Consider the following 7,012-nt stretch of genomic DNA (forward strand, 5'->3'; position numbering starts at 1 on the left):
CCATGTCCAATGTTCTTTCCACCGGCACCAGTGCACTGCTCGCCTTCCAGCGCGCACTGGCGACCGTCAGCCACAACGTGGCCAACATCAAGACCGACGGCTACAGCCGGCAGAAGGTGGATTTCGCCACGCGCAATCCCACCGACGTCGGTTATGGCGACGTGGGCAACGGCACCAGGATCACCGACATCCGCCGCGTCGCCGACCAGCTGGCCATCTCGCGGCTGCTCGACAGCAACGGTGAACTGGCGCGTCTGAAGCAGCTGTCCGGGATGGCCGATCGCGTGGATGCGCTGTTCTCCGATGCGGCTACCGGCGTGACGGGTGTCTGGTCGAACTTCTTCGACTCGATCAACAGCCTTTCCTCCAACGCCTCTGCGACCGCCGACCGCCGCAATGTGCTGGACAGCGCGTCAACGCTGGTCGAGCGCTTCAAACAGCTCAATGCGAACCTGGATTCGCTTGGCAGTGAAGTCAACAACGGGTTGATCGCCGGCGCCAACGAGGTCAACCGGCTTGCCGCCGAAATTGCCCAGATCAACGGCGCGATCGGCAGCAATGCCGCAGCCGCCGCACCGGATCTTCTTGATCGTCGCGACCAGCTGATCACCCAGCTGGTGGGCTACACCGGCGGCACCGCGATCATCCAGGACGGTGGTGCGATGAACGTCTACTCCGCAGGCGGGCATGCGCTTGTCGTAGGCACCAGCGCCTCACAGATCACCACCGCCACCGACCCCTATCGCCCCGAGCGCCTGCAACTGGCGATCAAGACCCAGGGCATGACCGTCACCCTGGACAGCAAGGCCATGGGGGGACAGCTTGGCGGATTGATGGAGTTCCGCGACACCGTGCTGACGCCTGCACAGGCTGAACTCGGGCGCATTGCCGTAGGCATGGCCCTGTCCTTCAACCAGGCCCACGCCGAAGGCATGGACATGTACGGCGAGATGGGCGCGGACTTCTTCAACCTCGCTCCACCCAAAATCACCGGGCACACCAGCAACACCGGCAACGCCACACTGACCGCCGGCTATGGCGACACCTCCGCGCTGGACGGTCAGAACCTGCTGCTGAAGTTCAACGGCACCCAGTGGGAGGCAACCCGTGCCGACACCGGCGCCAGCGTGGCGATGACCGGCACCGGCAGCGCCACTGACCCGTTCGTGGTCAATGGCGTGCAGTTCGTTGTCAACGGCACGCCGGCGGCCAACGACCGCTTCCTGCTGCAGCCCACGGCTGCCGCAACCAACGGCTTGTCGGTTGCCATCACCGATCCCTCGCGCATCGCCGCGGCCAACCCGGTGAAGGCATCATCGAATGTAGGCAATACAGGTGCCGGCGTACTTGGCAAAGTGGATGTGCTTGATGCCAGCAACCCTGCGCTGCTGAACCCGGTAAACATCGAATTCATCGATGCAGACCAGTACACCATCGACGGCGCTGGCCCGTTCACCTACACCCCTGGCCAGACCATCAGCGCCAATGGCTGGAGCATGGTGCTGGATGGAAAGCCTGCCGCAGGTGACAGCTTCACCGTTGGCAGGACCGCAGCCGGTTCCAGCGACAACGGCAATGCCTCGCGGCTGGCCAGCGTTGAGGATGCAAAGGCCTTCAACAGCGGCACGGTGACGCTCAATGGCGCGCTCGGGGGGCTCACTACCCAGGTCGGTTCAGCGGCACGCGCAGCCGACTACTCACTGCAGGCGCAGCAGGTAATCAATGACAACGCCAAGGCCAACCGTGATTCGGTCTCTGGCGTGAACCTCGATGAGGAGGCGGCAGACATGCTGAGGCTGCAGCAGGCGTACCAGGCGGCGTCGCAGCTGATCTCCACCGCCGACACCATGTTCCAGACAATCCTCAAGGCGGTGGGCTGATGAACAACCGCATCTCCAGCAACATGATGTACGACCAGTCGGTCGCGCTGATGCTTTCCAAGCAGAGCAAGCTCTCGCACCTGGAGCAGCAGCTGGCAACCGGCAAGAAAATCGTCACCGCCAAGGACGATCCCGTCGCTTCGGGCACCGCTGTTGGCATGGACCGCGTATTGGCAGAGCTGGAACAACTGGGCAAGAACGCCAACACCATGCAGAACCGTCTGGGCCTGCAGGAAAATGTGCTTGCACAGGCCGGCGAGATGCTGACGCGCGTGTCCGATCTCACCGTCCAGGCCAACAACCCCGCCCTGTCGGTGGAAGACCGCAAAGCCGTCGCCAACGAACTGAAATCCATCAAGGATTCATTGCTCGCGCTGGCCAACACCACCGATGGCACCGGCCGCTACCTGTTCGGTGGCGCTGCAGATGCCAGCGCTCCGTTCTCCCTGAGCAATGGGGTGGTCAGCTACAACGGCGACCAGACCCAGCGCCAGGTGGAAGTGGCACCCGGCACTTTCGTCAAGGATGCCCTGCCCGGCAGCGAGATCTTCATGCGCATCCGCACCGGCGACGGCACCGTGGATGGCAGTGCTGCCAGCACCAACACCGGCCAGGCCGTGTTGACCGACGTCAGCCGCGACGGCTCCGGTGGCTGGGATGGCTCCAGCTATACGCTGCGCTTCACCGCAGCCGACACCTATGAGGTGGTTAATGCCAACAACACCGTCGTTGGCACCGGCACATATACCAGTGGTGAGGACATCGTCTTCGAGGGGCTGCGCCTTCGCATCGATGGCACCCCTGCAGCCGGTGACGAATTCAATGCCGGCACGGCAGGCGCCCGCGACGTGTTCAGCACCATCGACAAACTGGTGCAGACGCTGCAGATGGACACCTCCACGCCTGCAGCACGAGCGGCCCAGCAGAACGCACTGCAGGCCAGCATCCGCGATGTCCGGCAGGCATCCAACAGCATGATCGATACCCGGGCTGCCGGTGGCGCTCAGCTCATCGCAATCGACAACGCCGCTTCGCTACGCGAAGCCAACACCGTCACGCTCAAGAGTTCGCTCTCGCAGATGCGTGACCTCAACTACGCCGAAGCCATCGGGCAATACCAGCTTGAGGGCGCGGCGCTGCAGGCGGCACAGACCATCTTCGCCCAGATGCAGTCGATGTCGCTGTTCAACATGATCCGCTGATCCACATCCACGGCAGCCCTGCTGCCAATCCACACCGCAAGGCACCGAGCACAACGGAGACGTACCCATGGCACAGATCATCAACACCAACATCATGTCGCTGAACGCTCAGCGCAACTTGAACACCAGCGGTTCCAGCCTGGCTACCTCGATCCAGCGCCTGTCTTCGGGCCTGCGCATCAACAGCGCCAAGGACGACGCCGCCGGCCTGGCAATTTCCGAGCGGTTCACCACGCAGATCCGCGGCATGGACCAGGCCGCGCGCAACGCCAACGACGGCATCTCGCTGTCGCAGACCGCTGAAGGCGCGCTGGGCGAGATCAGCAACAACCTGCAGCGCATCCGCGAACTGGCCGTGCAGTCGCGCAACGCAACCAACTCGCCCTCCGATCGCGTTGCCCTGGACGCCGAAGTCCAGCTGCTGAAGGCTGAAATCCAGCGCGTGGCCGAGCAGACCAACTTCAACGGCACCCCGCTGCTGGATGGCAGCTTCCAGAACCAGGCCTTCCAGGTTGGCGCCGACCAGGGCCAGGTAATCAACATTGCCCAGATCGCCAACGCCAATATCAAGGACCTGGGTAACTGGAACCGGGTGGACACCGCTGCCACCGCCTCTGCTTCCACTGCTGCGGGCGCAGCCGGAGCCGGTGCTATTGCAACCGCCAGCGGTGCAGCGGGTGCTTACACATCCAGCGCAGCCTCCACCTCGGCAACCCAGAGTTTCAGTTTCACTGTCGGCGGCGTCAGCATCATCAACCGCGCAGGCACCGCCGGCGGCACGGGCAGCGGCGCTGCGGTCACCGCGGCCGATATCCAGACAGCCCTTGATTCAGCGCCTGTGCGGACCGAGTTGGCTGCGGCCGGGATCACGGTAAGCGGAACCGTTGCCGGCAATGATCTTGCTTTCAGCAAGGCTGACGGCAGCGCGCTGGATATCGACATCGTCAATACCTTTGGTGCAGCGCCGGCAGGTGGCTTTGCCAACAACGCGACCTTTGCCACCACCCACAACGGAACTCCTGCCGTTGCCGCAGGCTTTACTGCCGGCAGCTTCACCCTTACTGGCCCCAAGGGCGAAGCAACCATCAACTTCGGTGCAGCCGGTGGTGGTGCCCAGCGCGCCAGCGACCTGGTCAAGGCCATCAACAACCAGAGCTACAACACCGGCGTCACCGCGTCGCTGGACAGCACCGGCAAGCTGCAGTTGGCCTCAGCCTCGGGTGACTTTGCCATTGCCGGCGACACCACGCTGACGGAGCAGACGGGTTTGACTGCAGGTGCCACCGGCGCCGTCGGTACGGCCCCGGCGCCGGGCACACCGATGGGAACCGCCTGGGCCGCAGGCGCTGCAGAAACCGGCTTTGAAGATCTGGATGTACTGTCCGCCACGGGCGCCGACAACGCGCTCAACGCCATCGATTCTGCATTGCAGGCGATCAACTCGGCCCGCGCGGACCTGGGTGCAGTGCAGAACCGCTTCACCTCGACCATCGCCAACCTCAACACTTCCTCGGAAAACCTGTCGGCCGCACGCAGTCGCATCCGCGATACCGACTACGCCAAGGAAACCGCGGAGCTGACCCGCACGCAGATCCTGCAGCAGGCCGGCACGGCCATGCTGGCCCAGGCCAACCAGTCGCCACAGAACGTACTGAGCTTGTTGAAGTAAGAACGCGACGCTTGTAGAGCGGAGCCATGCTCCGCTGGAGCCTCCCCGCCAAGGCCCCGTGCCGAGCATGGCTCGGCACTACAGAACTGCTTGAAACAGATAAGCCCCGGGAAACCGGGGCTTATCTGTTTCTGCGGCGTTGAAATCACTTTCGGGCAATGCCCTAAAGCTCCCCGAAAGCCTGCCGTTATTGGTATCAGCAGCGGTGCTATGGCTCCTACACCCCGCCCCACTGCACCCAGTACCGGCCAGGTGATGTGCCGGACCAAACGCCAAACAGGAAGCCCGAATCATGGCACAAGTCATCAACACCAACATCATGTCGCTCAATGCCCAGCGCAACCTGGGTACCAGCGGCTCCAGCCTGGCCACCTCGATCCAGCGCCTGTCCTCGGGCCTGCGCATCAACAGCGCCAAGGACGACGCCGCCGGTCTGGCGATCTCCGAGCGTTTCAGCACCCAGATCCGCGGCATGGATCAGGCGGCCCGCAACGCCAACGACGGCATTTCGCTGGCGCAGACCGCCGAAGGCGCACTGACCGAAATCGGCAACAACCTGCAGCGTATCCGTGAGCTGTCGGTGCAGGCCCGCAACGCCACCAACTCCCCGTCCGACCGCGAGGCACTGAACGCCGAAGTCCAGCTGCTGAAGGCCGAAATCCAGCGCGTTGCCGAAGACACCAACTTCAACGGCACCAAGCTGCTGGACGGCGGCTTCCAGAGCCAGTCCTTCCAGATCGGCGCCGACCAGGGCCAGACCATCGACATCGCCCAGATCGCCAACGCCAACATCAAGGACCTGGGCAACTGGAACAAGGTCGATAAGCCTGCTACCGCTGCTGCCGTGGCAGCTGTCCCGACCACGGGAACACCGGCAGCTCCCGCCACCGCAGCCACCAAGGCAATGGGCGCTTTTACCGCAACTGCAGGCGGCGCTGCTGATACGGGATTCAATGCAACCTTCACCGCCGGCTCCGATAGCCTGAACATTTCTCATACCGGCGCAACCATGAGCGCTGCCGATATGGCGGCCGCCTTCGTGACTGCAGGCTTCGGCGCGGATGGCAGCAACAGTGTGAACGGCTTTTCGCTGGATCTCGGAGCTGCGGCCACCATCAGCGCGGCCATCACTGCAGGCAGCCTTACCGTCCAGCGCGCCGATGGCACTAACTTCACTTACGCTGAAGTTGATTCCGGCGGCACTCCTACGACGCCAGGTGGCTTCAATGCTGCCCCGACCGCTGCCACCACCAACGGCGTAGCAGCAGTAGCCGCCAATCCGAGCGCTTTCGTGGCCGGTAGTTTTGATCTCACCGGCAGCAAGGGCACGGTGACCATCAAGTTCGGCGATGCGGGCAGCGCCTCCCAGCGTGCCACCGATCTGGTCAAGGCAATCAACAACCAGAGCTACAACACAGGTGTTTCCGCCTCGCTTGACAGCGCTGGCAAGCTGCAGCTCGCCTCGGCTTCCGGCAACTTCACCGTCGCTGCAAGCGGCTCCGGCACTTCCGCCGAACTGCTGGCTGCCACCGGCTTGACGGCTGGCGAAACGGCCAATTGGGCTGCAGGTGCATCAGCCACCGGCTTCGCCGATCTGGACATCTCCACCACGGCCGGTGCCGACAACGCACTGAATGCGATGGATGCCGCACTGAACACCATCAACTCGGCCCGCGCCGACCTGGGTGCTGTGCAGAACCGCTTCACCTCGGTGGTTGCCAACCTGAACACGTCCTCGGAAAACATGTCGTCGGCCCGCAGCCGTATCCGTGACACCGACTACGCCAAGGAAACGGCAGAGCTGACCCGCACGCAGATCCTGCAGCAGGCCGGTACCGCCATGCTGGCCCAGGCCAACCAGACCAGCCAGAACGTGCTGAGCCTGCTGCGCTGATCCCGCAGGCAACACCTCAGGCAGCGGCGCGAAAGCGTCGCTGCCAGCACAAGCCCCGCCCCACAAAGGCGGGGCTTGTTGTTTAGAAGGACCAGGAACGCATCTGTAGGAGCGGCTTCAGCCGCGAAACAAAACAACGCCCAGATCTCCGTGTCAATGGCGCTGTAGCTAACCCAACGCCGCCCGCACCAAGAGTTTCGCGACCAAGGTCGCTCCTACGGAAGCGCTCCCCCCATCGCTGGAAAAATCGGAGTTCTGTAGGAGTCAACTGTCTTGCACAGTCTCCATAGAGCCGACCCGCCAAGGCGCGTTGTCACGCTTCATCGCGTTGAGCCGGGTCAGGTATTTGCGCATGCAGGCGGTAACG

4 protein-coding genes and 2 pseudogenes are annotated in these 7,012 nt (G+C 63.4%); all 6 read left to right on the forward strand.

Features of this window, described 5'->3' with window-relative positions; all coding sequences use genetic code 11:
- Positions 1-2: 2 nt before the first annotated feature.
- The 6 genes and pseudogenes from flgK (at position 3) to ACVOLO_RS16395 (ending at position 6,645) form a co-directional block, all read left to right on the forward strand.
- The gene (flgK, locus tag ACVOLO_RS16370) at positions 3-1,880 is read left to right on the forward strand and encodes a flagellar hook-associated protein FlgK (RefSeq protein WP_481571381.1); all 1,878 of its coding nucleotides are present in this window, start codon (positions 3-5) and stop codon (positions 1,878-1,880) included.
- Positions 1,880-3,082: a flagellar hook-associated protein FlgL gene (gene flgL / locus ACVOLO_RS16375; RefSeq protein ID WP_481571382.1), complete on the forward strand. Its 1,203-nt coding sequence runs from the start codon at positions 1,880-1,882 to the stop codon at positions 3,080-3,082. The genes flgK and flgL overlap by 1 nt, the downstream gene beginning before the upstream one ends.
- A 67-nt stretch (positions 3,083-3,149) precedes the next feature.
- A pseudogene (locus tag ACVOLO_RS16380) lies at positions 3,150-3,833 on the forward strand (flagellin N-terminal helical domain-containing protein); the annotation flags it as partial.
- 87 nt (positions 3,834-3,920) lie between these two features.
- Entirely contained in the window at positions 3,921-4,751 is an 831-nt protein-coding gene (locus ACVOLO_RS16385) for a flagellin (RefSeq protein WP_481571383.1), read from the forward strand.
- Positions 4,752-5,043: 292 nt separating this feature from the next.
- Positions 5,044-5,524, forward strand: a pseudogene (locus ACVOLO_RS16390) (flagellin N-terminal helical domain-containing protein); the annotation flags it as partial.
- A 251-nt stretch (positions 5,525-5,775) separates the two neighbouring features.
- Entirely contained in the window at positions 5,776-6,645 is an 870-nt protein-coding gene (locus ACVOLO_RS16395) for a flagellin (RefSeq protein WP_481571384.1), read from the forward strand.
- Positions 6,646-7,012: the final 367 nt, after the last annotated feature.

The organism is Stenotrophomonas sp. STEN056 (assembly GCF_056759635.1).